Annotated in this window: 22 protein-coding genes and 1 other annotated feature; of the genes, 14 read left to right on the top strand and 8 right to left on the bottom strand. The window is 61.8% G+C overall.

Annotated features, from left to right (window positions below):
• Positions 1–89 precede the first annotated feature (89 nt).
• From B8V81_RS13365 to B8V81_RS13405, 9 genes are all read left to right on the top strand, one after another.
• On the top strand, positions 90–2015 hold the full coding sequence (locus B8V81_RS13365; protein ID WP_028600100.1) for a LytS/YhcK type 5TM receptor domain-containing protein: 1926 nt from the start codon (positions 90–92) through the stop codon (positions 2013–2015).
• Entirely contained in the window at positions 2012–2995 is a 984-nt protein-coding gene (locus tag B8V81_RS13370) for a LytR/AlgR family response regulator transcription factor (protein ID WP_084137490.1), read from the top strand. The genes B8V81_RS13365 and B8V81_RS13370 overlap by 4 nt, the downstream gene beginning before the upstream one ends.
• 493 nt (positions 2996–3488) lie before the next feature.
• On the top strand, positions 3489–3827 hold the full coding sequence (locus B8V81_RS13375) for a DUF485 domain-containing protein (RefSeq protein WP_028600102.1): 339 nt from the start codon (positions 3489–3491) through the stop codon (positions 3825–3827).
• Positions 3824–5368 carry a solute symporter family protein gene (locus B8V81_RS13380; RefSeq protein ID WP_028600103.1) on the top strand — a complete coding sequence of 515 codons (1545 nt, stop codon included), beginning with the start codon at positions 3824–3826 and terminating at the stop codon, positions 5366–5368. The genes B8V81_RS13375 and B8V81_RS13380 overlap by 4 nt, the downstream gene beginning before the upstream one ends.
• A gap of 89 nt (positions 5369–5457) precedes the next feature.
• Positions 5458–6441, top strand: a complete 984-nt coding sequence (locus B8V81_RS13385; protein ID WP_101808532.1) for a C40 family peptidase — start codon at positions 5458–5460, stop codon at positions 6439–6441.
• Between the two features lie 181 nt (positions 6442–6622).
• On the top strand, positions 6623–7156 hold the full coding sequence (locus B8V81_RS13390) for a MarR family winged helix-turn-helix transcriptional regulator (protein ID WP_280522975.1): 534 nt from the start codon (positions 6623–6625) through the stop codon (positions 7154–7156).
• Positions 7157–7270: 114 nt separating this feature from the next.
• Positions 7271–8221: a VOC family protein gene (locus B8V81_RS13395; protein ID WP_028600104.1), complete on the top strand. Its 951-nt coding sequence runs from the start codon at positions 7271–7273 to the stop codon at positions 8219–8221.
• Between the two features lie 8 nt (positions 8222–8229).
• Positions 8230–8853, top strand: a complete 624-nt coding sequence (locus tag B8V81_RS13400; RefSeq protein ID WP_180968524.1) for an alpha/beta hydrolase — start codon at positions 8230–8232, stop codon at positions 8851–8853.
• Between the two features lie 18 nt (positions 8854–8871).
• Positions 8872–9855, top strand: coding sequence for a ring-cleaving dioxygenase (locus B8V81_RS13405; RefSeq protein ID WP_101808533.1), 984 nt, complete (start codon positions 8872–8874; stop codon positions 9853–9855).
• A gap of 325 nt (positions 9856–10180) precedes the next feature.
• Here the strand turns inward: B8V81_RS13405 and B8V81_RS25805 are convergent, their stop codons facing one another.
• From B8V81_RS25805 to B8V81_RS13430, 7 genes are all read right to left on the bottom strand, one after another.
• On the bottom strand, positions 10181–10423 hold the full coding sequence (locus B8V81_RS25805; RefSeq protein WP_228551254.1) for a hypothetical protein: 243 nt from the start codon (positions 10421–10423) through the stop codon (positions 10181–10183).
• On the bottom strand, positions 10420–11166 hold the full coding sequence (locus B8V81_RS13415) for a MerR family transcriptional regulator (RefSeq protein ID WP_228551255.1): 747 nt from the start codon (positions 11164–11166) through the stop codon (positions 10420–10422). Before B8V81_RS13415 ends, B8V81_RS25805 begins: the two co-directional genes overlap by 4 nt.
• A 52-nt stretch (positions 11167–11218) precedes the next feature.
• Positions 11219–11518: a hypothetical protein gene (locus B8V81_RS24835; protein ID WP_146000494.1), complete on the bottom strand. Its 300-nt coding sequence runs from the start codon at positions 11516–11518 to the stop codon at positions 11219–11221.
• Positions 11519–11672: 154 nt separating this feature from the next.
• On the bottom strand, positions 11673–12908 hold the full coding sequence (locus tag B8V81_RS13420; RefSeq protein WP_101808534.1) for an acyltransferase family protein: 1236 nt from the start codon (positions 12906–12908) through the stop codon (positions 11673–11675).
• Between the two features lie 101 nt (positions 12909–13009).
• On the bottom strand, positions 13010–13180 hold the full coding sequence (locus tag B8V81_RS25280; RefSeq protein WP_156876716.1) for a hypothetical protein: 171 nt from the start codon (positions 13178–13180) through the stop codon (positions 13010–13012).
• A gap of 134 nt (positions 13181–13314) precedes the next feature.
• Positions 13315–14958, bottom strand: coding sequence for a 2-isopropylmalate synthase (locus B8V81_RS13425; protein WP_101808535.1), 1644 nt, complete (start codon positions 14956–14958; stop codon positions 13315–13317).
• 209 nt (positions 14959–15167) lie between these two features.
• Positions 15168–15401 (bottom strand) — a binding site (T-box leader).
• Positions 15402–15627: 226 nt separating this feature from the next.
• Entirely contained in the window at positions 15628–15996 is a 369-nt protein-coding gene (locus B8V81_RS13430; RefSeq protein WP_052333502.1) for a winged helix-turn-helix transcriptional regulator, read from the bottom strand.
• 165 nt (positions 15997–16161) lie between these two features.
• On the opposite strand from B8V81_RS13430, the gene B8V81_RS13435 reads away from it, so the two are divergent.
• The 3 genes from B8V81_RS13435 (at position 16162) to B8V81_RS24845 (ending at position 19101) form a co-directional block, all read left to right on the top strand.
• Positions 16162–17280, top strand: coding sequence for a zinc-dependent alcohol dehydrogenase family protein (locus B8V81_RS13435; protein ID WP_228551803.1), 1119 nt, complete (start codon positions 16162–16164; stop codon positions 17278–17280).
• A 240-nt stretch (positions 17281–17520) separates the two neighbouring features.
• Positions 17521–18516, top strand: coding sequence for a hypothetical protein (locus tag B8V81_RS24840; RefSeq protein ID WP_127464498.1), 996 nt, complete (start codon positions 17521–17523; stop codon positions 18514–18516).
• A 60-nt stretch (positions 18517–18576) separates the two neighbouring features.
• The gene (locus tag B8V81_RS24845) at positions 18577–19101 is read left to right on the top strand and encodes a hypothetical protein (protein WP_127464499.1); all 525 of its coding nucleotides are present in this window, start codon (positions 18577–18579) and stop codon (positions 19099–19101) included.
• Positions 19102–19143: 42 nt separating this feature from the next.
• On the opposite strand, the gene B8V81_RS13440 is transcribed toward B8V81_RS24845, so the two are convergent.
• On the bottom strand, positions 19144–19896 hold the full coding sequence (locus B8V81_RS13440) for a FadR/GntR family transcriptional regulator (protein WP_101808536.1): 753 nt from the start codon (positions 19894–19896) through the stop codon (positions 19144–19146).
• 136 nt (positions 19897–20032) lie between these two features.
• On the opposite strand from B8V81_RS13440, the gene B8V81_RS13445 reads away from it, so the two are divergent.
• Together B8V81_RS13445 and B8V81_RS13450 are read left to right on the top strand one after the other, a co-directional pair.
• A complete protein-coding gene (locus B8V81_RS13445) occupies positions 20033–21448 on the top strand; it encodes an FAD-linked oxidase C-terminal domain-containing protein (protein WP_028600110.1) in 1416 nt (471 codons plus the stop codon).
• Complete coding sequence (locus B8V81_RS13450) at positions 21441–23192, top strand: (Fe-S)-binding protein (protein ID WP_228551256.1); 1752 nt, start codon at positions 21441–21443, stop codon at positions 23190–23192. Before B8V81_RS13445 ends, B8V81_RS13450 begins: the two co-directional genes overlap by 8 nt.
• Positions 23193–23709: the final 517 nt, after the last annotated feature.

Genomic DNA, 23709 nt, shown 5'->3' on the forward strand with positions numbered 1-23709 from the left:
CGCCGGATCGGGTACAATACAGGCAAGCGATTGTCCATTTTCAACCATGTATGCGCTACCATATGAAAAGAACCGAAAGGACGGACGCGATGGAAGCCTACACGCGCGCGCTCATCGAACGGATGGGCATGCTGCTCATCCTGATGTTCATCATGACCCGGCTGCCGCTGTTCCGCATGCTGCTCGACCGCGCCGTCACACTGCGGACGGGGCTGCTGCACGCCGTCATGTTCGGCCTCATCGGCATCGCCGGCACGCATGCGGGCGTGCTGGCGGGACCGGGCGGCATGGACGCCGCCTTCTGGATCCGCGAGGCGCGGCCGGATCAGCTGCTGGCGCACTCGGCGCTGATCGGCGTCGTGCTTGGGGGGCTGCTCGGCGGAGCGAGCGTCGGGGCCGGAGCGGGCCTCATCGCCGGCGCGTACGCCGCCTCGCTCGACGGCATGGCCGCAGACGCCTACCTCATCTCGACGCCGATCATCGGGCTGCTCGCCGGACTGGTCGCCCGCTTCTTCTATGAAGAGCGGATCATCGCGCCGATCAAGGCGTTTTTTATCGGCGTGTTCGCCCCGATCCTGCAAATGGGCGTCATCCTCATCGCCACGACCGCGTCGCCGGAGTCGATCCGCCTCGTCAACGAGATCGGCATGCCGATGGTCATCTCCAGCAGCCTCGGCATCGCCTTGTTCGTCGCGATGATCCAGGTCGCGCTTGGCGAGCAGGAGCGCGCCGGGGCGGCGGAGACGCAGCGGGCGCTCGCGGTCGCCGGCACGGTGCTGCCGCATCTGGAAGGCCAGCTCACGCCCGACCGGGCGGCCGCCGCGGCCCGCGAGCTCGCGGGCGCGCTCGGAGTCGACGCGGTCGCCGTGGCGGACACGGCCGCCGTGCTGGCGCATTGCGGTCCCGGCGCGGAGCGGTTCCGGCCCGAGCATCCGCTCGCCTCGGCGCCGTGCCGACGCGCGCTGCAAGAGGACCGGGTGCTCGTCGCCGAGCCGACGCGGACGGCGGACGAGCCGCCGCATCCGGCAGGGGGAAGGCTGCGGCAGCGGGCCGCGGCGCTCGCCAGGCGCGGCGTGCTGGAGAGCAAGCAGGGGCCGGGCGCCGTCGTGCTCATCCCGTTCCGGCAGGCCGGCCAGCCGGTCGGCGCGCTGCAGCTGTTCTACCGCAGCCGCCGGCAGGTGCGGCGCATCGAGGAGGAGTTCGCGGCGGGCCTCGCCCGCCTGCTCTCGACGCAGCTGACGCTGTCGCGGGCGGCGGAGCTGGAGGTGCTGACCAAGGACGCCGAGCTGAGGGCGCTGCAGGCGCAGATCCATCCTCATTTTCTGTTCAACACGCTTAATTCCATCGTCACGCTCATCCGCACCGCGCCGGACGACGCGCGGCAGCTGACGCGGCAGCTCGCGCAGTTCATGCGGGCGAGCCTGCGCACGGCGCACTCGCCGCTCATCCCGCTGAGCCAGGAGCTGGAGCATCTCGGCGCGTATCTGGACATCCTGCGCGTGCGCTTCGGCGACCAGATGGAGCTGCGGGGCCTCTCGGGCGACGGGCTGCCCGATGCGTTCATCCCGCCGTCGACGCTGCAGCCGCTCGTGGAGAACTGCATCCGCCACGGGCTGGCGAGCCGGCCGGCCGGCGGAGCGGCTGCCGTCGAAGCGGAGGCGGATGCGGAAGGGATCCTCATTTCCGTGCGGGACAACGGCACCGGCATCCGGGCGGAGCTGCTGCCGCTGCTAGGGGCCGCGCCGCTGGCGACGCTGGAGGCGGTGCCGCAGGCGCCGCTCGGCGCAGCGTCGCAGGCGCCGCTGCAAGCCGGGCCCCGCGCCGCGCTGGACGCGAAGCCTCCGGCCGCAGAGCCGGACGCGGCGGGGGCGAGCAACGGTCTCGGCGTGTACAACGTCAATCAGCGGCTCATCCGGCTCGTTGGAGCGGAGGCCGCGCTCGTATATGAGAATCTGCCCGAGGGCGGGAGCCGCGTGACGTTCCGGCTGCCGCGGGCGAGGAGGGATGCGGATTGAGAGACTTGGAGAAAGGCACGGGGCGATCGCTGACCGTGCTCATTGCCGACGACGAGCGGCTCGCGCGGGAGGAGCTCGTCTACCTGCTGTCGCGGGAGGCCGGCGTCGAGCTGGTCGGCCAGGCGTGCAGCGGGCGCGAGGCGCTGGAGCAGGCCCGCCGCCTGCGGCCGGACGCGCTGTTCCTCGACGTGGAGATGCCGGAGGGCAGCGGCCTGCAGGCGGCTCGGCGGCTGCGGGAGGAGGGCTCCGCGCCGATGATCGTGTTCACGACCGCCTACGACCGCTATGCGGTGGAGGCGTTCGGCGTCGAGGCGGTCGACTACCTGCTCAAGCCGTACGAGGAGGAGCGGCTGCGCGAAGCGCTGGCCCGGCTGCGGCAGCGCAAGGAAGCGGGGACGGAGCCGGCGAGCCGGGAGGGCGGTCCGGCAGGTGGCATGTTGCCGGAGACGGAGGGCGGCGCGGATCGCCCGCTCGCCGAGGCGGCGGCCGTAGCGGACTTGTCCGCCGCCCCGTCTTTGGAGGGCTCGGTCCGGCCGTCCGATCAGCAAGAGGGCGAGGTGGCCTCGGCCGCCGCTTCTCCCGCCGCCGGAGCCGTCCCGAGAATCGATCACGCTGGCATAGATCCAGCCGCCTCCGTCCCGCGCAAGGCACGGCTGCTCGTCGAGGACGGCGGCCGCATGATCGTGCTCGACGCGGCGCTGCTGCTGTACGCCGCCAAGGAGGACAAGTCCACGCGCCTGCGCATGGCCGACGGCTCGGACCATTTCACCCGGCAGACGCTGCAGGAGCTGGAGGAACGGCTCGGCCGCGGATTTTTTCGCCCGCATCGCAGCTATCTCGTCCATCTCGACTATATCAAGGAGATCGAGCCCTGGTTCAACGGTGCGTACAATCTGGTGCTGAAGCATGCCGAGGGAGAGCGGATTCCGGTCTCGCGCGCAGCCGCGAAGGACATGCTGCGGCTGCTGGAAGGAAGCTGAGCGGATGCGTCTGGCGGCGCAGCGCCCCCTGCCTGACCCTAACGATACCAGCAAGCGCTATTTGGCGGTTTGGATGGCTTTTTCGGAGCTATCGATACGGAGGAGCGCTATTTTGTCGAAAAAGCGGCTTTGGGAGCGACTTGGGCAGCAATAAGGCCTGTCCGTATCGTTAGCATTCCATTCGGCGCGAATCGGAAGGAATAAGGGCTGTGAGTATCATTAGCTGGCGGAGCAGGCGAATGGGAACGCCCGACTCGCTCGTCGCGATGGGCGGCGGGGCTGGCGGAGCGCGCCTGGCGCACAGCGTGGCCCTCCCTGCAGGATCATTCTTGACCCTAATGCGGCCAGGACGCTGTGTTCGCTCGCTGGCGAGTCAAGTTTGAATTTCCAACCGTTCGCGCCCCGATTCCGACGTTTCGCGCCGACCCCGTTCCTTCTTCGCCCGACGCTCGCTATAGTTATAGGGAAGCGTTTTCATAAAGGAGGAAGTCCGGTGTCCAAACTGACGTACACGGATGTAGCCCATTCGGATTCGTTCCGCAGGCTGCTTCGCAAGAAGAAACAGTTTCTGCTTCCCATGAGCGTTTTCTTCCTGGCCTTCTACTTCACGCTCCCGCTCCTGACCGCCTTCTCGACCGTGCTCAACGAGCCGGCCGTCGGTCCCGTCTCCTGGGCGTGGCTGCTCGCCAGCGCGCAGTTCATCATGACGTGGGCGCTCTGCATCATCTACACCCGCAGGGCCGCCCGCTTCGATGAGATGGTCGAAGCCATCAAGGCCGAGGTCGCCGAGCGCGGCCAAGCCCCGGACAAGAAAGGACGGAAGACGTCATGAACACCGCGTTCCTGCTGTTCCTGCTGATCGTGCTCGGCACGCTCGTCATCACCTACTACGCCTCCAAAAAAACGAAGACCGCCAATGAATTCTACACCGCCGGAGGCGGACTGACCGGCTGGCAGAACGGGCTCGCGATCGCGGGCGACTACATGTCCGCGGCCTCGTTCCTCGGCATCGCCGGCATGATCGCGCTGTTCGGCTTCGACGGCTTCTTCTACAGCATCGGCTTCCTCGTCGCCTATCTCGTCGTGCTGTACCTGGTCGCCGAGCCGCTGCGCAACCTCGGCCGCTACACAATGGCCGACATGATCGCCGCGCGCTTCAACCAGGCGAAGATCCGCGGCGTCGCCGCGCTCAACTCGATCGTCATCTCGATCTTCTACATGATCGCGCAGCTCGTCGGCGCGGGCGGCCTGATCGCCCTGCTCATCCCGAGCCTCGACTATACGACGAGCGTGCTCATTGTGGGCGTGCTCATGACCGTCTACGTCGTCTTCGGCGGCATGACGGCGACGAGCTGGGTGCAGATCATCAAGTGCGTGCTGCTCATGGCCGGCACGCTCATCATCTCGCTCATCGTATTCGCCAAGTTCGACTTCAACGTCGGCCATATGTTCACCGAGATGAAGACGGCCACCGGCCTCGGTGAGGCGTTCCTCAATCCGGGCAACAAGTTCACGAACGGGCTCGACACGATCTCGCTCAACCTGGCGCTTGTGCTCGGCACCGCCGGCCTGCCGCATATCCTGATCCGCTTCTTCACGGTCAAGGACGCGCCGACCGCGCGCAAGTCCGTCGTCGTCGCGACCTGGATCATCGGCGTCTTCTACGTCATGACGCTGTTCCTCGGCTTCGGCGCAGCCGCCTTCGTCGGCGAGGCCGCGATCGTCGAGGCCAACGCCGCCGGCAACATGGCCGCGCCGCTGCTCGCCAAGGTGCTCGGAGGCGAGTTCCTGTTCGCCTTTGTCTCCGCTGTCGCCTTCGCCACGATCCTCGCGGTCGTCGCGGGACTCGTCCTGTCAGCCGCCTCGGCCTTCTCGCATGACTTCTACAACCATATCCTGCGCAAAGGCAAGGCCAAGGAGAAGGAGCAGGTGCGCATGGCCAAGTACGCCTCCGTCGGCGTCGCCATCGTCTCGATCCTCCTGGCGCTGTTCGCGCAGAAGCTGAACGTCGCCTTCCTCGTCTCGCTGGCGTTCGCCGTCGCGGCAAGCGCGAACCTGCCGGTCATCCTGTTCACCGTGTTCTGGAAGCGGTTCAACACCGCCGGCGCGGTCACCGGCATGCTGACCGGCCTTATCTCGGCCCTGTTCCTCGTCATGATCAGCCCGAACGTCTGGAATCCGGTCGCGGGCAAGGCGATCCTCGTCGGCACGCCGCTCATCGACCTGACCAACCCGGGCATCATCTCGATCCCGCTCGGCTTCCTCGGCGCCTTCCTCGGCACGTACTTCTCGTCCCGGACGGACGAGGCCAAGTTCGACGAGGTGCTCGTCAAGGCCAACACCGGCATCGCGGAGCTGCCGACGTCGAACTGACTGCCGCAGCCGCAGGGAGCGCGCGCATAATTTTCCGCATCCGATCCACCCTAGGAGAGAGCTTACATTGACTCCGGGGAGTGTTGGACATGGCAAAGGAAAAGCGGCCGCAAGCCGCGCGAAGGGCGGCGCTGAAGGCGCTGCTGGCGGCGTCGGCTGCGCTGGCGGCGAGCTGCGGCACGCAGGCGGAGCGGCCGTACGACGAGGCGCGCATGAAGATGCAGCAGGTCTCGCAGCAGCTGGAAGCGGGCACGATCGTCGTCGGAAAGACGCGCGTCACCGGCGTGCCGATGGCGACGGGCGCGGATGGCCAAGTATGGCTGCCGATCGAGCATGCCGCGCGGGCGCTCAACATGCAGGTGCGCGAGCTGCGCGACGGCTACGCGATCGGCGATACCGACGCGGCCTATCGGCTGCGGCTTGGCGACCGCAACGCGATGAGCGGCGGCCGCGTCGTGCAGCTGCCGTCCGCGCCGCAGTCGATCGGCGGCAAGTCGAGCGTGTCGGCGGAATCGCTGACGGCGCTGCTCGAGACGCCGGTGCGCTGGAACGCGCAGTCGCGCGAGCTCCGGTTCACGCCGATCCAGGACAGCGCCAAGAGCAGCACGCAGCGCGGCATCTCGATGCAGATGAGCGAAACGTCGCGGCCGCAGACGATCGGCGGCAGATACGGCACGCTGTCGGCCGCCGATGCGGACAAGCTGCTGTCGCTCGCGCGCCGCTTCCTCGGCACACCGTACGATTTCGGCAGCGGCACGTACGAGAGCACGAAGCGCTTCGACTGCTCGTCGTTCACCCAGTATGTGTTCGAGAAGGTCGGCGTATCCTTGCCGCGCACGTCGAGGGAGCAGGGACAGCTGGGAAGGAGCGTATCCCAAAGCGATCTTCAGCCGGGCGATCTGCTCTTCTTCTACACGCCGGGCCGCTTCGACAGCAACAAGGTCGTCGGCCATGTCAGCATCTTCGCGGGCAACGGCAAGATGATCCACACCTACGGCGATCCGGGCGTCGTCATCGACGAGTTCAACGACTATTGGAAAGGCCGCTTCCTTTTCGCGAAGCGGGTGCTTTAAGCAGGACCTTGAAAGGAGGGGCTGTCCACGGGCGTCGACGCGACGACCTCGGACGGCTCCTTTTTCCAAATTAGCATCGCTGCGCGGAGCAGCCGCGGCTAAGGTTGACAACCGCTGCAATTTCTATTATCTTTAATTTAAGATATTTGAATTAAAGAAGAAACGAAAGTGGGATGCCGTCATGAAGGACGAAATGGATCGGGAGCTGAACGAAACGACAGGGGGACCCGGCGCGCCAGAAGCGACGGGCGCAGACGCGGCGCCTGGCTCAGCGGATGCCGCTGCGGACCGGGAGCTTTCGCTCAAGGTGTTCGTCGTCCTCTCCAAGGCGTACCGCTCCGTGATGGATCCGGCGATTCGCGACATGAAGGGCTACGGCTTGTCGCCTTCCGAGTTCACCGTGCTGGAGGTCCTCTACAATAAAGGACGCATCCCGCTGCAGCAGATCGGCGAGAAGATCCTCGTCACGAGCGGCAGCGTCACCTACAACATCGACAAGCTCGAGAAGAAAGGGCTGCTGCGGCGCATCCCGTCTCCGGATGACCGCCGCGTGACGTTCGCAGAGCTGACGGACGAGGGACGGCAGCTGTTCGATTCGATCTTTCCCTCCCACGCGGAGCATATCCACCGGCTGACCGGCGCGCTCGACACGGAGGAGAAGCGGCAGTTGTCCGAGCTGCTCAAGAAGCTCGGCAAAGGGGCGGAGGCCGGGTAGGAGCGGAAGGGGCGGGCGCAGACGCGCATTCCTGCCCGCCGCGCCGCGCGCATTGCATAATTCGCCGCTTCAGGTCTAATACTTTAACTTTAAGATAATAGGGAGGCATCATTCATGAAGCCTGTGACGAAAGGCATCCACCACATCACCGCGTTCGCGACCGACCCGCAGGGCATCGTCGACTTCTATGCCGGCGTGCTCGGGCTGCGGATGGTCAAAAAGACGATCAACTTCGACGCGCCGGAAGTATACCATCTGTACTTCGGCGACGAGGGCGGCTCGCCGGGCACGATCCTGACGTTCTTCCCGCATCCGGGCTCGCGCAAGGGCCGGATCGGCGGCGGCCAGGTCGGCATCACGACGCTCAGCGTCCCGGTCGGCGCGCTGCCGTACTGGGAGGAGCGGCTGGCCGGCTTCGGCGTCGAGGCGCGGCGGACCGAGCGCTTCGGCGAGACGTTCCTGCAGTTCGCGGACCGCGAAGGCATGCGGCTGGAAATCGTCGAGCGCGAGGAAGGCCCGCTGAATACATGGGGCTTCGCGGACATTCCGGCGGATCGCGCGATCAAGGGCTTCGGCGGCGCCGTGCTCTACAGCACGGACAGCGCAGGCACCCGGCGCACGCTCGTCGGCACGCTCGGCCTGACGCCGGACGGCGAGCAGGACGGCTATGCCCGCTTCCGCGGCGAAGGCGAGCTCGGCAACGTCATCGACGTGCCGGTCGGAGACATGGACTGGGGCAATGGCGGCGCGGGCACGGTCCACCACATCGCCTGGCGCGCCAAGGATTTCGACGAGCATGAGGAGTGGCGCAAAGCCGCGGCGGCAGCGGGCTTCCAGCCGACTCCGGTCATCGACCGCCAGTATTTCAACGCCGTGTACTTCCGCGAGAGCGGGGGCATCCTGTTCGAGATCGCGACGGATCCTCCCGGCTTCGCGGTCGACGAGCCGGCCGAGGAGATGGGCGCCAAGCTGATGCTGCCGTCCTGGTACGAGCCGCATCGCCAGCAGATCGAGGACGGCTTGCTGCCGATCGAGGTCCGCAAGCTGAAGGAGGGACAACAATGAGCCTGGACATGATCCACGTTTACCAAGAAGGCAAAAACCCGGCGGCTCCGACGCTCGTGCTGCTGCATGGCACGGGCGGCAACGAGCATGATCTGCTCGGCCTCGGCGCGATGATCTCGCCCGATTCGGCGCTGCTGTCCGTTCGGGGCAAGGTGCTCGAGAACGGCATGCCCCGCTTTTTCCGCCGGCTGGCGGAAGGCGTCTTCGACGAGGAGGATCTCGTGCTGCGCACCGGCGAGCTCCATGCGTTCCTGGATGCGGCGGCGGCCGAATACGGCCTCGACCGGAGCAATATGGTCGCGGTCGGCTACTCCAACGGCGCGAACATCGCGGCGAGCCTGATCTTTCATGAGCAGGAGTCGTTCCGCGGCGCGGCGCTGCATCACCCGATGGTGCCCCGGCGCGGCCTGCAGCTGCCGGCGCTCGGCGGCATGCCGGTATTCATCGGAGCGGGAGCGAACGACCGCATCTGCCCGCCGCATGAGACGGAGGAGCTGACGGAGCTGCTGCGCGGAGCGGGCGCCGAGGTCGAGGTGCATTGGGAAAACTACGGCCACCAGCTGACGGGCACGGAAGCCCGGGCGGCGGCGGAATGGTTCAAGCGGACGTTCGGCCAGGCGGGACAGAACTGAGCGGAGGAGGAAACGACAATGGCGGCAAACGGACTTAAAGGCATCCACCACGTCTCGGCCATGACGGCCCGAGCGGCGAACAACTACGATTTCTACACGCAGGTCATGGGCATGCGGCTCGTCAAGAAGACGGTCAACCAGGACGACACGAGCATGTACCATCTGTTCTACGGCGATGAAAAAGGCAATCCCGGCACGGAGCTGACCTTCTTCGAGCTCCCGATGATGGGGCGCAACCGGGACGGCGTCTCCAGCATCTCGACGACGTCGCTGCGCATCCCGACCGACGCCTCGATCGGCTGGTGGATCGACCGCTTCGACCGGCTCGGCGTCGAGCATGACGAGCCGCAGGAGCGCGACGGGAAGCTGACGCTCGACTTTCGCGATCCGGAAGGGCAGCGCATGCGGCTGGTCTCCGACGAGCGCAACGTCGGCGTGCCGGCCGGCGTCGCCTGGGAAGGCGGCCCGGTGCCGCCGGAGCACGGCGTGCTCGGGCTCGGCCCGGTGCGGCTCACCGTGGCGGACGCAGAGCCGACGCTGCGGGTGCTGACGGAGCTGATGGGCTTCCGCCGCAAAAGCGCCTATCCGGCCGACGTGCCGGGACAGCCGGACATCGTCGTCGTCGAGGTCGCCGAGGGCGGCAGCGGCGCCGAGGTGCATGTCGAGGAGCGCCACGACCTCGACCGCGAGCGGCTCGGCCGCGGCGGCGTGCACCATGTCGCGTTCCGCGTCGAGGACGAAGAGGCGCTGCGCGAGTGGGTGGAGCGCATCGGGCAGGCGGGCTTCGGCAACTCGGGCTATGTGGACCGGTATTACTTCCGGTCGCTGTACTTCCGCGAGCCCAGCGGCATCCTGTTCGAGCTGGCGACCGACGGTCCCGGCTTCGACACCGACGAGCCGCTGGACAGCCTCGGCGAGGCGCTGGCGCTGCCCCCGTTCCTCGAGCCGAAGCGCGAGGCGATCGAGGCGAGGCTGAAGCCGCTGTCGACGGCGAAGGGCTGAAGAGTCGGGAATGAAAAAGAAGCGTCTTCCGAGGAAGGCGCTTTTTTTGTTGCTGCCTGTCGGGCTGGTTCTACCGTCAACCCGTGTACTCCCTGCCGCTATCTATGTATTCTTTTACAAAGAGCAAAGCGTCTCGCAAAGTTCTGACCGTCCAGTTTTCTCTCCGTTTCCTTCGATCAGCGGGATCATAGTGATGATGATGAGGTTCGGTCTCAGTTCGGTATTCCTCAGGTGTCCCGGGCGCGTCATGCGGCTCGTTTCCCCAGGAAGAGATATGAGTGGCCTGAATGCCGCCTTTAGGCAGGATGCGTTTCCATTGATAGTCCTATTTTTCTACGCAGCCCTGATCGTCGTATTTTTCATAAGCCCTCAGTCCGGTAATTCCATGAATGGGATGTTCCTTTAAGGGAAAAACGACTTCGAGCCGTTTACGGTCCATCCTAAAATCGGCATAGATGGACTCTCTGTCCTGAAATCTTTCATACGTTTGAAAAAGATCATGGAACTCTTCAAGAAGCTCCGGAATATCTGCAGGGAATAGGAGCGAGGGAGCATTCGTTTTCCTCACTTGCCCCCTCCTGTGTCTTTTAAAATTTCAGTTATTTCTTCCGTTAGATCCTTCCATCGGTAATAGTCGGTCGGATCATCCATTTCATCTCCGTCATATTCAGCAAAAGCTTCGTGAACCGTTGCCGCCCCATAACGAATTTGGTACTCCGCAATTTCTTTGTAAATTTCTCCCAATCGTTCGGCAGGCTTTTGATGAAGGCGCTTTTTCTTTTGTCCGATCAATTGCATGAGAACGCCATAAACAGGATCCTTCAGCAACTCCACGGCATGTTTAGGGATTTTATTTTGAGATCCGTTATCCAAACATTCCAGTCCCTGTTTGATGTACTTGTGCAGCGTGACGGTCGATATGCCAAGCGCTTCTGCTGCTTCAGATGGCTTCATCAAGTAGCTTTTCTGGTAGGAGAACTCGATGAAATCGCCGCCCAGTTCGTAATACCAAAGTTCAAAGTCGATCTTCAGTTTGCCGAAATCCATGTCGGAAGCAGGCAGATCCAACTGGTACAGGCGATCCAGCCACTTGAACAATTTATTTTTATGGGTGGAGGAGAATAAATGACTTGTCGAAAACAAAAACGGCTTGATGGAAATGCCAACTAGCTGTTCAGGAAACAACGTGGATAAGCTGGCAAGCAGTTTCGTGAAAACATAATCCGTTTCTTTTTCCAACAGAACTGGATTTTGTTCATGATAGGCCATTTCGATTTGTTCTTGAGCATAATCAAAGACAGCCCTGCTCATATGCATCAGCTCCTTCATCTCCTTCCATTTTACTTCATTTGTTTGTGATTTTTCAATATCCATAATAAACGTTATATGCAAAACGACAACTTAAAATACCTCCAAAAAAATCCCCTCGAATCGAGGCGATCGAGGCGATCGAGGCGAAGCTGAAGCCGCTGCCGACAGCGAAGGGCTGAAGGGTCGGGAATGAAAAAGAAGCGTCTTCCTCGGAAGGCGCTTCTTTTTTAATTGATGCTGATGAAGGAAGGGATGTGAAAAGGTTGAATCCGCTTATTACGGGAGTTTTATTTCGAGCATACAGTCTTTGAATCGTACTCTGGCAGCTCGTCAGATTCAAGCTTTTGTCCATGATCCTCCAAAAGAGTACAGGAGTTCAAACGACTTTATAAATCAAATTCAAATGCAATAAGCATTGAAGCATATGGAATCCTAGCGGAATAGCCTTTGAATAGTCTTGAACGAGTGGGGAAACTCGCGCTTTAAGGAGTTTTTAACGAAAACGTTCATCCCGACAGGGTAGAGTCGTCCGTTTCCGCTCGGCGGCGCATCGCGGATGGCGCCGTCATCTTCTGTTCTACGCTTCGAGCGAGCTTGATCGCGCCTTGATCGATGTGCTTCATGTAAAAATGCGACAGGATGAACAAGGGCGGCATAGAAGCCGCGAACGTAATCGCATAGGCGATGTTGTAGCCGAAGTGGGCCATCGCCTTGCTGAACACGTACGCGGAAAACGTCGTCAGGACCGTGAAATGGACGAGGTAGAGCGAAAAGGACACTTTTCCTAAATAAGCGAACGGTCTCCATGCCAAAAGAAGCTGCAGCGGCTTCAGCCGCTGCAGGGCAAACAGGATCATGGCCGCGCCTGCGGTGCGAGCGAGCAGCCGGGAATTCAGGTCGAGCTGAATCCATCCATTGATCAAGGCGGTCGTGGCCGCAATCGGCTCGTACATCGTTCCTTTCAGTGGGATGTAGGGCGCTGAACCGAGATAGATTCCTGCGGCCAGCACGAGCAGGGTCGACCTCGTCCGGCGGATCCATCTGCCACGGAGCAGATCGGCCAGCAGCATTCCCCACAGAAAAGCGACGAAGTAAGTCTGGATGAACGCGAGGGACAGCACCGCATAGACGATCCATCTTCTTTTCGCTCGACCGAAAAGGGCGATGAAGCCGAAAATGAGGAAGGAGCCCAGCAATTCATAGCTCATTGTCCACAGGACGGGATTGTAGGGGTGGCTTTCAAAGCGGAAAAACGGATCAAAGACCGCTGCTTTGATGACGGTGTAAAGATGCTGGTCCAGAGCATAGTAGTCCTTTTTCATGTCCGTCCCAGTCGCTTCCCATATGTCCTGGAGATGAAAAGCATGCGTCATCAAGCCGAGGTAGACAAGGCCTACGGACGCCGCAGCCGGCACGGCAAGACGGAGGTAACGGCGGACGGCACTGGATTGCAGCGATTGGAGAAAAGCTTCCGGATCAAGCTGTCGCTCGAAAAAGCGCACGCTGAGCACGTATCCGCTGAGCACGAAAAACAAGCATACGGCGAATTGGCCGTTGTAAAACAGGTTGAGCGGAGTCTGTCCGTACCCGACATCCCACTGCGAATGGGCCTGCTGCGGATTGCCGCTGAGCGCAGCGGGATAGAATACCTGCATGTAGTGCGAAATCACGACGGCAAAGGCCGCCAGTCCGCGCAAGCCATCCAAATAGACGAGCTTGTTGTCTAAAGAAACATCGTTCATGGCGTTCGTTGTCCACCCGGAATGTTTTACCTTACCTTAACACCCGTATTATGGATTTTAAACCCAAATGAGGAAATGCTAATGAATCTTTGTGTGAAACTCTACGGCTTCACGCCGCCGAACACGGCGAGATCGAACCACTTGAACCAGCAGTCGGCGTGGGCGAAGCCGATCCTCTGCAGCGTCTCGCCCTGCTCGAACGCCGGCTCCAGCCGGTTGTCGGCTTTGTCCCGCGCCGAACGGAATGCCCCCGCGCACTTCCTGCAAATCATGCTCCGTTACCTGATCCAGCTTCCAGGACGTGTCCGCCATGCCGCTACTCCGCCGCGGAGGCGGATGGCGCCGCTGCCGCCGCGTCCCCGGTCACAGCGGCGCCTGCCGCTTGCTCCGACGATGCCCCCGCTGCCTACTCCGCTGCCGCCTGCCCCGACGTTGAAACTGCCGCCGCGTGCTCTGCGACTTGCCCCGTTGCCGCCTGCTCCGAGCCCTCGTTCGCCGCCGCTTGCTCCGCCGTCGTCCCGGCCCCCTCGTCCAGCAGCGCCGCGTTGACCGCGTTCAGGAACGCGCCTGCGCTCGCCTTGATGATGTCGGTGTCCATCGCCCGGCCGGAGTAGGAGCGGCCGCCGACCGCGAGCCGGATGTTGACGCGTCCGATCGCTTCCTTGCCGCGCGACAGGCTGCTGATCTTGTAGTCCTTCAGCTCCGCGTCGATGCCGACGAGCTGGCGCAGCACCGTATACAGCGCGTCGATCGGGCCGTCGCCGACGGCACTGCCCTTCACCGCCTCGCCGCCCTTGCGCAGCTGCACGGTCGCGGTCGGGTACAGGTCGTTCGTGATGACCTGGAACGAATCGAGCTCGTACAGCTCCTTGCCGCCGCTGCGGGACGCGCCGGACCGGCTGGAGGCGAGGTAATAGACGTCATGGTCGTACACCTCCTTCTTGGTGTCGGCCAGCTCCAGGAACTGCGCGAAAAGCGCCTCGAACTCGGCCCCGTCCGAGGTGTCGAAGCCCATTTTTTCCACCGCATGCTTGAACGCATGCCGGCCGGAGCGGGCGGTCAGCACGAGCTCCATGCTGTCCGCGCCGACGTCCTCGGGCGACATGATCTCGTACACGTTCTTGTCCTTGAGCAGGCCGTCCTGGTGGATGCCGGAGGAGTGGGCAAAGGCGTTCTCCCCGGTGATCGCCTTGTTGACCTGCACGTCGAGGCCGGTCAGATGGGTGAGCAGGCGCGAGCTGCGGATCAGCTCCTTCGTGTTGATGTTCGTCTGCGCCCGGTAGAAGCTCTCCCGCACCTTCAGCCCCATGACGACCTCCTCCAGCGAGGTGTTGCCGGCGCGCTCGCCGAGTCCGTTGATCGTCACCTCGACCTTGTCGGCGCCGCCGCGGATCGCGCTCAGCGTGTTGGCCGTCGCCAGGCCGAGGTCGTTGTGGCAATGCACGCTCAGCACGACGCGATCGTCGAGGTTTTTGAGCCGCTCGTTGATGCGGCGGATCAGGTCGCCGAACTCCTCCGGCACGGCGAAGCCGACCGTATCCGGCACGTTGATCATCGTCGCGCCGGCCTTCACGACCGCCTCAATCGTCGCCCACAGGTACTCGAATTCCGAGCGCGAGGCGTCCTCGGTCGAATACTGCACGGCAGGCAGCAGCGTCTTGGCGTAGCGCACGGCGTCGACGCCCATCTGCAGCACGGCTTCCTTGGAGCGGCTGAACTTCTTCTCGACATGGATGTTCGACGTGCCGAGCACGATATGGATGAGCGGGTCCTGCGCGAGCTTGATGCTCTCGTAGACGGCGTCGATGTCGCTCTTGACGGCGCGTCCGAGCGCGGTGATCGAGACGGAGTCGCCGACGCTGCGCGCGATCGCCTGCACCGCCTCGAAGTCGCCCTGCGACGAAGCGGGGAAGCCCGCCTCGATGATGTCGACGCCGAGCCGCTTCAGCTGCTGGGCCATCTCGATCTTTTGCGGCATGTTGAGCTTCGCTCCCGGCACCTGTTCTCCGTCGCGCAGCGTCGTGTCCAGTACGATGATGTTGCGGTTCATCCTCGTCATCTCCTTAGGGTTCGGTTGGGTGGAAAGGCCGTGTATGTGAAGCGGGGCCGGAAGGACCCGGAATCCTTCCGGCAGCATGCGTCCAAGGCTTCCGTCCTGACGGACGAGCCGGCGCTATTCTCGCGCCTCGCGGCGGTGAGTGGCGGGGCTCAGGAGCCCCGCCACTCACCGCCGGAACGCAAAAAAGCCCCGCCTCTACGCATAGAGGCGGGGCATAACCCGCGGTACCACTCTAATTCATGCCTGAACGCAGGCATGATCTTTTTCGATGGCCATCACCATCTATCCCTGTAACGGTGGAATTCCGGCTGGCCCTACGTTGTCAGGCAGCAGTTCATAGAGGAGTTCGGACGGAGCGCTCCTGCCGCCTCGCACCACCCGGCGGCTCTCTGAAAGGTCGATTCCATCCTACTGGTTCTAATCATGACTTTTGAAGGTATGAAGCAAAGCTTGAATTAGGGAAGAGTATAGGCCATCGGTTCGAAGGTTGTCAAGCAGGGGGGAAAGAGGCGGCTCCCGCCAGGCGGAGAAGTGCGGAGAAGTGCGGAGAAGTGCGGAGAAGTGCGGAGAAGTGCGGAGAAGAGACAGCTCTGGCCTAGGCCGGACCGAGGCGCGGATTTGGCGGAATGCCTCCAGCCAAGCCGCCCGGCTAGGCGGCCGTCAGTCGGCGCGCTCCAAGGTTCGGTCATAGTTGTCCCGGGCCTGCACCACCTCGCCGTGATGAGCCGAAGCCCACCGCTTCAGCTCGCGCAGCGGTCCGATCAGCGACTGGCCGAGCGGCGTCAGCTCGCGATGGACAAGGCCGTCCCTCTCCAGCTGGCGCAGCGTCTGGGTCTGCATTTTTTTGGAGATGCCCTCGATGCGCCGCCCCATCTCGCCGAAGCGCACGGGGCCGTCTTCCAGCGCGTACAGGATCAGCGCGCTCCATTTGCTCGAGACGATGTCCAGGAACTTGGTGTAGTCGCAGCGGTCGGGCGAGATGTCGGGCTTTCGCTTGGCGGCCAGCCCGGATGTTTCGGCATTGCTCATCGATCCAACGCCTCCCAGGTCACATTGGGGTAACCCGTGCACGACAAAGTGCCTTCTACCCCGAGTATAGCCGATCTGCTAGCATGAAGGCCATACCCGAGAACGCAACTCGGGAATAGGAGGCGTTCCGCCGGCGGCTGGACGGAGAGAGGAAGCGTGAGCAGGATGACGATGAAGGCGCTGCAGCTGCAAGGGAAGCTTGGGATGGAGGGAGTGAGCCTGGCGAGCCGGTCGATTCCGGAGCCGGGGCCAGGGGAAGCGCTGGTTCGCATCCGGGCCGTGTCGCTCAATGCGCGGGATGCCGGATTCATCGAGGGGGTATACGGCTGGGATCTGGCGCAGCCGCTCGTGCTCGGCTCCGACGCTGTCGGGGAGATCATGCGGCTCGGACCCGGAACGAGCCGGTTCGCGGTCGGCGAGCGGGTCAGCGGCATCTTTTTCCAGGAGTGGATCTCCGGCGAGGTGACGGTGGAAAGCCGGGCCAGCTCGCTCGGAGGCCCGCTGGACGGAGTGTTCTCGGAATACCGGGTATTCCCGGAGCAATCGCTCGTCGCCGTGCCGGCGTATCTGAGCGATGCCGAGGCGGCCGCTCTCCCGTGCGCGGCGGTGACCGCCAGGCAGGCGATCGTGGAGGAGGGGCGGGTGAAGGCTGGCGATACCGTCGTCGTGCAGGGCACGGGCGGCGTGGCCGTGTTCGCGCTGCAGCTCGCCAAGCTGCAAGGCGCGCGCGTCATCGTGCTGTCGAGCCGCGAGGACAAGCTGCAGCGGGCGCGGGAGCTGGGAGCCGACGAGGGCATCAACTACCGGGAGCACCCGGAGTGGGAACGCGAGGTGCTGCGCCTGACCGGCGGACGCGGAGCGGACCATGTGCTGGACGTCGGCGGCGCGGACACGCTGAACCGTTCGGTGGAGTCGCTGCGCCAAGGCGGACGCATCAGCCTCGTCGGACTGCTGTCGGGCGGCGCGGTCGAGGGCTTCCGCATCGTGCCGGCGATCCAGCACCGGGCGCGCCTGCAAGCGGTCAGCGTCGGCAGCCGGGACATGTTCGAGGCGATGATCCGCGCGCTGGAGCAGCATCGCCTGCGGCCGGCCATCGACCGCGTCTACCCGCTGGAGCGGTATGAGGAGGCTTTCGCGCGGCTCACGGCAGGCGAGCATGTCGGCAAGATCGTGCTGGAGCAGCATCGCCTGCGGCCGCTGCCGTCGACCGCAGCCTCTGAGGCAGACAAGGCTGCGAAAAAAGCAACTAAAAAGCTTCTGCGAAGAAAAATTGCTCTACCTTAAATGGATAGTTTGTGCTAGCCTCCCATTTCATTAGCGAAGACAAAAAAGTTGTCTTAATAAATGTCGAAAAATGTAGGAAAACCGATGATATAGCCTCTAAGTCACAAAGTCTACCGAGACTAACTTACCATTTTAAGAAATATACGTTTACAAGAAAAGGGTTATATTATAATATTTATTTATTCGGTGCTTAAAAATTAAAAACCCGAAATAACATGAATTAAAAATGGAGGTATTTGTTTGAAGAAAAAAACATTAACAATTTCCTTATCACTACTCCTTGCATTAAGTATTAATTTTAGTGGACAGACTGCCAGTGCCAATTCAAAGGGTTTTAAATATCAGCTTACTCCTGAGAATAAAATTGAATGGTCCAAATTAAAAACGAAAAGAGAGATGGTTGAGGCCTCTAAAATTTCAAGCACAGAGTTAAATAATATGTCAACTGAAGACCTTATTAAAGCTGTACTAGACTATCCTTTACTTGATTCTACAATTTATCTTTTTAATTCATATGAGCAAGGTCTAAAAGTTTTGGAAAATGAATCTAGTGCTTTTAAGGCTCTACTCGAAAGAAATGATGCTGGTGAAAAACTTTTAGAAGCACTTAATAAAAACTTGGAATTAAAACAAGGGGAATCATTGGATCAATTATCAATAGCAATTCTTTTGAGTGATAAAACTATATGGGGTAAGGTCAGTAATAAACTTGATGCTCAAGAAAAAATGGATAAGTATCTTAGTTCTGAATCAGATGCATCTACTAGGGTAGCGTATACATCAGCAACAGTTCAAACTCCTAAAGGATCTATTGTTCCTGTTATAATAAGAGGTGAGGAGCTAACACTTATTCAAAAATCTGATTTGAATCAATCGGTACAACAGCAATATCCAAATGCTACCTATAGTTCTACATCAACAACTAATTTTAACTGTCACTCTTATGCATGGTACTCTAATAGTACTGGAAATACGTATTGGATGAATGACCCCAGTAAATATATGTCAGATGGAAGTTATTCAAGTTTCTCAAACTTAATTAATGCAGGTATAAACACTAGGGTCTTTTATAATAATGGTGACCACTCTGGAATTGTGTATGAAGCAGCTGGGCCAATAGCAAGTGCTACTTCGTTAAAAATAATTTCAAAATGGGGACAAGGCCCTGTAATGAAACATACAGCAGGATATTCTCCTTATGACTCTAGTACTTTAACAATTTGGAAAAAGAATTAATTTATAAAGCTCAGTATATTTATACTGAGCTTTATAAATTTGTGGAGGTTGTATTAGTATATGATTAGGAAAATGATTATAACTCTTTTATTGTTTGGTATTTCTATAGTTACTTATGGATGTGAAGAGAAAACCTTGGACAGTCAAGTTAAAGGTACTATTGTTATAAAAAACAATGAAAATATATTAAGATATTTATCTAGTAATACAAAGAGTTTTGATTATGAAAATATATATTCTTTAAAGGAATTAATGAAACAGGATAAAGAGAATATACCTTATATTAAAATAGGAGAGATGATTACAATTGAATTTAAAGAAGAGAACCCTGATTCGCTCATTTTATTTGATGATATTCTAAATCAAGACGGGACATTAAAATATAGAGGGTCCCAAAAAACCATCGAATTACAGAAAAAAGGCGAATTATATAGGATTCCAATATTGGAACATTTCGCAACAAACTTAAGCTCAAATATAAGCGATTATAACCAAGGTTCTACGTTTAGAGGATTTAGAGTAATTGGAAAATGGGGGGGAGAACAAAGAGAGATTGCTTTTGTTATTAGAACAGATCCCAAATAAGGATGCTAAAATAGACAAAGCAGGCGGTAACCTGCTTTGTCTTTAATTGATTTTATTGTTTTTGTTCATAGTCTCTAGGTTTGACTTTCCCCCGGCGATCGCCTCCTGCAGCGCGGCGAGCACGCCGTCGAGATGGGCGGTCAGCCGCCGCTCGGCGAGCGAGGCGTCACCGCGCTCGATCGCGTCCAGGATGCCCGCGTGCTCTTCAAGCAGCCGCTCGGCCGTGCCCGGCTCGCGGTAGAAGCGCAGCTCCCGCGTCTGCCGGATCGTCGCCTCGAAGCGGTCCGCGAGCGACTCCATCATGCCGGCGAGCAGCGGGTTGCCGGCCGCGCCGGCGATCGCCATGTGGAACGCGGTGTCCGCGCGCTCCCCGGCCGCCGTGTCGCCGAGCTCCAGCGCCTGGCGCATCTGCGCGAACGCCTCGCGCAGCCGCGCCAGCTCCGGCTCGCCGCGGCGCAAGGCGGCAAGCCGCACCGCGCCGGCCTCGAGCGCGCGCCGCACCTCGAGCAGCTCGGCGAGCGAGCCGGCGCTCTCGAACAGCATGTCCGCGCCGTGGCGGGGGTCGCTCGGCAGCACCGCCTTGACGAACGTGCCGCCGCCATGGCGCACGTCGAGCCAGCCGGTCGCCTTGAGCGCGCTCGTCGCCTCGCGGATCGTGGAGCGGCCGACGCCGTACTGCTCGGCCAGCTCGACGACCGACGGCAGACGCTGCCCCGGCTGCCAGGCGCCGCTCTGGATCTGCTCCAGCATATGGCCCGCGACGAGCTCGTGGTTTTTGGCGGATGTGATCTTCATGCAGCCTCGCCCTCCGAATTCCTCAGAGCGTTTTTGCAAACGCTCCCTAGTCAATGCCAGCATTATAGCATATAATGAGCGACATAAGTCATCTGATGACCTGATGAATAGATCGGGTTGCATAGGAGGAGCGAACATGCTGGAACAATCGCTGCTGGAGCGGCTGCAGGCCATCGTCGGGGAGAAGCATGCGCGTGACGACATGGAGGCGCGTGTCGCCCATTCGTACGACGGGACGCCGATGCTGCAGAGCCTGCCGGACGGGGTCGTGTACCCGGAGACGACGGAGCAGGTGTCGGAGATCATGAAGCTGCTGACGAAGCATCGGGTGCCAGTCGTGACGCGCGGCTCGGGCTCGAACCTGTGCGGGGGGACGGTGCCGTTGCAGGGCGGCGTCGTGCTGGTCATGCATCGCATGAACCGCATCCTCGAGGTCGATCTGGACAATCTGACGGCGACGGTGCAGCCGGGACTCATCACGCAGACGTTCACCGACCATGTCGAGTCGCTCGGGCTGTTCTATCCGCCGGATCCGAGCAGCATGAAGATCTCGACGATCGGGGGCAACATCAGCGAGAACTCCGGCGGCCTGCGCGGGCTGAAGTACGGCACGACCAAGGACTATGTGCTCGGGCTCGAAGCGGTGCTGGCGAGCGGCGAGATCATCCGCACCGGCGGCAAGCTGGTGAAGGACGTCGCCGGCTACGACCTGACCAAGCTGCTCGTCGGCTCGGAGGGGACGCTGGCGATCGTGACGGAAGCGACGCTGAAGCTCGTGCCGCCGCCGGCGGCGAAAAAGACGATGCTCGCGATGTACCGCGACCTGCAGGGTGCGGCCCGCACCGTCTCGCGCATCATCGAGAGCCGGATCATTCCGGCCACGCTGGAAATTCTCGACAACCCGACGATCCGGGTCGTCGACGATTTCGCCAAGCTCGGGCTGCCGCGCGACATGGAGGCGATCCTGCTCATCGAGCAGGACGGCGAGCCGGAGGTCGTCGAGCGCGACATGGAGGCGATCCGCGCGGTCTGCCTCGCCGAGCGGGCCGACCGCGTCGAGGTCGCCGAGACGCGCGAGCACGCGGAGCGCCTGATCGCGGCGCGGCGCAGCGCCTTCACGGCGCTCGCCCGCCTGCGGCCGACGACGATCCTCGAGGATGCGACCGTGCCGCGCTCGCGCATCGCGGACATGGTGCGGCGCATCGGCGAGATCGCGGCCAAGCATGGGGTGAACATCGCGACGTTCGGCCATGCCGGCGACGGCAACCTGCATCCGACGGCGACGACCGACGCGCGCGACGCGGAGGAGGTGCACCGGGTCGAGGAGGCGTTTGCGGAAATTTTTGAAGCGGCGATCTCGATGGGCGGCACGATCACCGGCGAGCACGGCGTCGGCGTCGTGAAGGCGCCGTACCTGGAGTGGAAGGTCGGCGAGAGCGGCATGGCGGTGATGGAGGCCATCAAGGCCGCGTTCGACCCGCTTGGCCTGCTCAACCCCGGCAAGATGTTCGCCAAGGACCGGCGCAAAAGGGTGGTGATCCAGCATGGCTGACCGCATGAGCCTGAAGGAGCGGCTGAAGCCGCGGCGGGCGGCGGCGCTCTCGCTCGGCCTGGGATGGACGTCCGCGCCGGCCGGGCTGGCCGCGCTCGCGCAGGAGCTGCCGGCCGAGCGCCGGCCTTCGGCGTCGGCCTGGATGGCGTCGGCAGGGGGCTCGGCAGCGGACGCCGGCGGCGTCCTGCACGCGGCGCTGCCGGGCACCGGCACGGCGGCGGGCGCTTCGACGGAAGCGGCACCGCACGGCTTGCCAGGCGCGACTCATCCCGGTTCCGGACCGTCGCACGGCTCCGGCTCCGGCTTCGGCAAGCCGCAGATCGAGCATGCCAATCCGCTGGCCCGCACGCTGCTCGCCAAGCTGGATTACGACCAGCTGACGAACTGCATGCGCTGCGGCTTTTGCCTGCCGGCTTGCCCGACGTTCCGCGAGACCGGCATCGAGCCGGAGTCGCCGCGCGGCCGGATCGCGCTCATGAAGGCCGTCGCCGACGGCCTGATGGACCCGGACGAGAGCTTCCGCGCGCAGATGAACCACTGTCTCGGCTGCCGCGCCTGCGAGCCGGCCTGCCCGGCGGACGTGAAGTACGGCCAGCTGATCGAGCAGGCGCGCGACGCGCTGGAGGACCACTCCGACCATAATGTTCCTGTCAAAGGCGTCCGCGCGGCGCTGTTCCGCGGCGTCTTTCCGAAGCGAGGCAGCCTGCGGGCGCTCGGCGGCGCGCTCGCCCTGTACCAGAAGTCGGGGCTGCGCCGCGTCGCGCGCGGCGCCGGCATCATGAAGCTGTTCCCCGCGCCGATCCGCGAGATGGAGGAGATCCTGCCGGATGCCTCTTCACGCGGGGTGATCGAGCGGATCGGCACGTACTTGCCGGCCCAAGGCGAATCGCTCGGGCGGGTGGCGCTGTTCCGCGGCTGCATCATGGATGTGCTGTTCGCCGGCACGAACGTGAATACGGCGGAGCTGCTGGCACAGGCGGGCTATGACGTCGTCATCCCGCGCGAGCAGGCCTGCTGCGGAGCGCTCCATGCGCACAGCGGCGAGCTGGATCAGGCGCGCGGGCTCGCCCGGCGCAATTTGGAGGCGTTCCGCGACGGCGGCATCGAGTGGATCGTCTCCAATGCGGGCGGCTGCGGGGCGCAGCTCGTCGAGTACGGGCATCTGCTGCAGGACGATCCGGATTATGCGGAGCTGGCGCAGGCTTTCGCGGCACGCGTCGTCGACGTCAGCCGGCTGCTCGTCGCCAGCGGCCGCCTGCCGCTGGAAGGCGCGCTGCAGGCGGCAGGCGAGGCCGCCGCTGCGGCGTGGTCGAACTCGGCCTGCGGCGGCGGATGCTCTTCCGCCCTCGGCACGGACCCGGCTGCCGCTGGCGAGACGCGCCCGCCGGTGCGGGTCACGTACCAGGATTCCTGCCATTTGCGCAACGGCATGAAAGGCTCGTCCGAGCCTCGCCAGCTCATCCGCCAGACCGGCGGCGTCGAGTTCGTGGAGATGCGGGAGTCCGACCGCTGCTGCGGCTCGGCGGGCATCTACAACGTGCTGCAGCCGGAGATGGCCGGGCAGCTGCTGGAGCACAAGATGGAGCATGCCGGCGCGACCGGCGCGAGCTACCTGTTGACGAGCAACCCCGGCTGCCTGCTGCAGATGAAGCTCGGCGTGCACAAGCACGGCGATCCGGCGACGATGAAGGTCATGCATGTGGTCGACTTCCTGCATGAGCGGGTCGCGGCCGGAAAGAGCTGAGACGCTGGCTGAAGCGAAAAGAAGCCCGATCCGGTTTCCTGGATCGGGTTCTTTGCCGTCTCTGCGGCTGGTTGATCCCATTAAAAGTAAATGTTATTTACAAATGGCAATTAGAGGAGGTAGAATCTGGATGGCTGCAGGAATGGAGGACGCGAGCTCGCTTCCTTGTATGCCTTGAAGCCTTCGCTGGACGGTGGCGGGAGCGAGCTGCCGGCTTCATTCTGGACGGCCTTCTCTGCGAAGGCGGACGAGCTGCTCGGTCAGGTCCGCCGGGGCGAGCTTGAAGTCGGGCCGTTCCTGGATCGGCTGCAATTTTGGGCAAGGGAGAACGTGAGCGTCCATCGGACCTAGCGACAGGCCAGATGCCAGGCTGAGCCAGCCGCCCCTTGACGCCCTCGGGCTTCATGGAGTATCGTAATGCCTAATCAATCCAGCAACAGCGACGACCAAGGCCACCCCGCTCCACCATTCGCCCGCCCAGAAAGGAAGCTCCCGGCTGAGAGGCTTCCCGTGCGAA

Source organism: Paenibacillus pasadenensis, assembly GCF_002864175.1.
Classification (GTDB): domain Bacteria; phylum Bacillota; class Bacilli; order Paenibacillales; family Paenibacillaceae; genus Paenibacillus_O; species Paenibacillus_O pasadenensis.

Bases quoted from the DNA above. Each gene is read 5' to 3' on its own strand.
- B8V81_RS13430 (WP_052333502.1), bottom strand. From the start codon at position 15,996: ATGAGCAATGCCGAAACATCCGGGCTGGCCGCCAAGCGAAAGCCCGAC.
- B8V81_RS13450 (WP_228551256.1), top strand. From the start codon at position 21,441: ATGGCTGACCGCATGAGCCTGAAGGAGCGGCTGAAGCCGCGGCGGGCG.
- B8V81_RS24835 (WP_146000494.1), bottom strand. From the start codon at position 11,518: ATGGACAAAAGCTTGAATCTGACGAGCTGCCAGAGTACGATTCAAAGA.
- B8V81_RS13405 (WP_101808533.1), top strand. From the start codon at position 8,872: ATGGCGGCAAACGGACTTAAAGGCATCCACCACGTCTCGGCCATGACG.
- B8V81_RS13425 (WP_101808535.1), bottom strand. From the start codon at position 14,958: ATGAACCGCAACATCATCGTACTGGACACGACGCTGCGCGACGGAGAA.
- B8V81_RS13420 (WP_101808534.1), bottom strand. From the start codon at position 12,908: ATGAACGATGTTTCTTTAGACAACAAGCTCGTCTATTTGGATGGCTTG.
- B8V81_RS13415 (WP_228551255.1), bottom strand. From the start codon at position 11,166: ATGAGCAGGGCTGTCTTTGATTATGCTCAAGAACAAATCGAAATGGCC.
- B8V81_RS13385 (WP_101808532.1), top strand. From the start codon at position 5,458: ATGGCAAAGGAAAAGCGGCCGCAAGCCGCGCGAAGGGCGGCGCTGAAG.
- B8V81_RS13445 (WP_028600110.1), top strand. From the start codon at position 20,033: ATGCTGGAACAATCGCTGCTGGAGCGGCTGCAGGCCATCGTCGGGGAG.
- B8V81_RS13395 (WP_028600104.1), top strand. From the start codon at position 7,271: ATGAAGCCTGTGACGAAAGGCATCCACCACATCACCGCGTTCGCGACC.
- B8V81_RS13400 (WP_180968524.1), top strand. From the start codon at position 8,230: ATGATCCACGTTTACCAAGAAGGCAAAAACCCGGCGGCTCCGACGCTC.
- B8V81_RS13390 (WP_280522975.1), top strand. From the start codon at position 6,623: ATGAAGGACGAAATGGATCGGGAGCTGAACGAAACGACAGGGGGACCC.
- B8V81_RS13435 (WP_228551803.1), top strand. From the start codon at position 16,162: ATGACGATGAAGGCGCTGCAGCTGCAAGGGAAGCTTGGGATGGAGGGA.
- B8V81_RS25280 (WP_156876716.1), bottom strand. From the start codon at position 13,180: ATGATTTGCAGGAAGTGCGCGGGGGCATTCCGTTCGGCGCGGGACAAA.
- B8V81_RS13365 (WP_028600100.1), top strand. From the start codon at position 90: ATGGAAGCCTACACGCGCGCGCTCATCGAACGGATGGGCATGCTGCTC.
- B8V81_RS13380 (WP_028600103.1), top strand. From the start codon at position 3,824: ATGAACACCGCGTTCCTGCTGTTCCTGCTGATCGTGCTCGGCACGCTC.
- B8V81_RS13440 (WP_101808536.1), bottom strand. From the start codon at position 19,896: ATGAAGATCACATCCGCCAAAAACCACGAGCTCGTCGCGGGCCATATG.
- B8V81_RS24845 (WP_127464499.1), top strand. From the start codon at position 18,577: ATGATTAGGAAAATGATTATAACTCTTTTATTGTTTGGTATTTCTATA.